Genomic DNA, 2,316 nt, shown 5'->3' on the forward strand with positions numbered 1-2,316 from the left:
GGGCACCGAAGCGACACTATATTTCGACTTGATTGGATTCGGGGACTCGGACAGCTACGTTGTCCTCGATGACGTTCGACTGCTAAGCGGCGAAATCCCAACACTTGAGTTTGCACTCGATCCGGCGAGTGATTCCGGGATGGCGGGGGATGATCTGACCAACGTTCAGTCCGTCGATTTTGTCGGTCTGACGAATCCCTCCACCACCGTGCAATTGGATGTTGCAGCCGACGGAATCATTGATGCCGTTGTTGACTCCGACGCCTCGGGAGCGTTCGCGTTCAATGGTGTCGCGCTCGGCGACGGACCAAACACGATCCGAGTGGCCATCGACGGACTGCAGGCAACGCGCACGATCGGGTTGGATCAACAGTCTCCCTTGGGCACGTTGACCGAACCCGTTGCCGGCTTGTTTGCCGATACCGATCCGGGCTACGTTGAAATTGAATGGAGCGGCGGAGACCTGTTAACAACGACCATAGGTGTGGACGATGTGGCGATCACGGGAGTCACCATTGATTCGGTGGAAATCCTGAGCGATGGTCGTGTCCGATACCACTACGCCGACGATGGGGACGCTTTGCCCGAGGGAACTGTCAACGTCGAAGCTGCTGCGGGCGCCGTCACCGACGTCGTGGGCAATCCAAGCAACCCACTGGCGTCTTCCTTTGGACTGGACCGGCAGCGTCCCGCAGGAAGCGTGATCAATCCCTTGCCCGACACGACAATCAACAGCGACACGGGCTATGTCGATGTGCTGTGGAATGACCTTGGCGCCGCCGGACTGGATCCCGATTCGATCGATCCTTCGGACGTCACCGTGACGGGCGTCACGGTTGCTCGAGTCGAAACACTGGTCTCCGGGGCAACGCGTTATTGGTATGGCGATAACGGCGACATGCTGCCCGAAGGAACGATTAACGTTGTCCTTGTCGGCGACGCAGTCAGCGATCGTGCGGGCAATCGTTCGGCGTCACTGACGCAGTCCTTCTCCGTAGACCGATTCGGCCCCATCGCCGAGTTGGTGTCACCGTCACCCTCATCCGCAACTCATCAAGACGTCTCCTACGTAGACGTGCAATGGAGCGATCCGGGCGTCGCCGGGATCGACTTTTCGACGGTCGGCCCCGATGACGTCACAATCGCAGGTGTTACGATCGATCGGGTCAGTGAACTGGGAGGTGGCGTGTACCGCTACTGGTACGGCGATGACGGTGACGTACTTTCCGATGGAGTCATCGCAGTCAATGTCATCGCGGGAGCGGTCTCGGATCTCATCGGAAACACAAATGCCAGGCTGACCGAATCTTTCATCCTCGATCGTCAAATGCCCGTCGTCGAGATCGAAGAGCCCTTAGCCAGTGTTACGGGCACAGACACCGGCAATCTGATCCTGCACTGGATCGATCGCGGTCCGGCAGGTGTCGATCGCAGCACGTTTGGCACCGACGATGTCCAGATCGAAGGCGTGACGATTGACCGCTTTCGCTTCCTAGGAAACGATTACGTTCAATACATCTACGGAGACGATGGAGACACATTGGCCGATGGGACGATTGCGATCACTATTTCCGCCGGTGCGGTGACCGATCGGGCGGGTAATTCCGTCACGACCACGTCGCTCAGTTTTGAATTGGATCGCCGCGGTCCGATCGTCAATTCGATAACCCCCCCAACCGCATCCGTCGTTAGTGCCGACACTGGATATGTCGTCCTGCAGTGGAACGACGTGGGTGGAGCCGGACTTGACGCCAATTCCATTGATGCCGATGACGTGACCGTCGGTGGAGCGAGCATCGACCGTGCCGAGGATCTTGGCGGAGGACACGTTAGATATTGGTATAACGACGATGGCGAGACGCTTTCCGATGGCGTTGTCGACGTCACGTTCGTTGCCGGACAAGTCGCTGACTTGGCGGGCAACGTCAATGCGGCGGGTTCAAGCAGCTTCACTCTCGATACGCAACCTCCCACACCCGCGCTGATCTCACCCACTCCCAGATCGACGGTTTCGGATCAGCCGGGGTACTTTGATGTTCGCTGGACCGATCTGGGGCTGGCGGAGATCGATTATGGCACCGTTGGTACCGATGACTTGACGGTGGCCGGTGTGTCGATCGATGCGATCGAGACACTCGCCAATGGCGACGTGCGTTATTACTACGATCTTGACGGTGATGAAATTCCCTCCGGCGACGTGCAGGTAAGTTTCGCTGCCGATGCCGTCGCTGATCGCGCCGGAAATCTCAATGCGGCCGCCAGTGCATCGTTCACACTTGAGTCCGAGGTGGCTGATCCCGTTCGCGTGACCGATCA

At 58.3% G+C, this 2,316-nt stretch carries 1 protein-coding gene; it reads left to right on the forward strand.

The window, feature by feature from the left end; translation table 11 throughout:
- Nucleotides 1-2,316, forward strand: a 2,316-nt coding sequence (locus ABX749_RS29910; RefSeq protein WP_372899257.1) for an Ig-like domain-containing protein, incomplete at both ends; no start/stop codon positions are given.

The organism is Stieleria sp., assembly GCF_041595215.1.
Lineage (GTDB): Bacteria > Planctomycetota > Planctomycetia > Pirellulales > Pirellulaceae > Stieleria > Stieleria magnilauensis.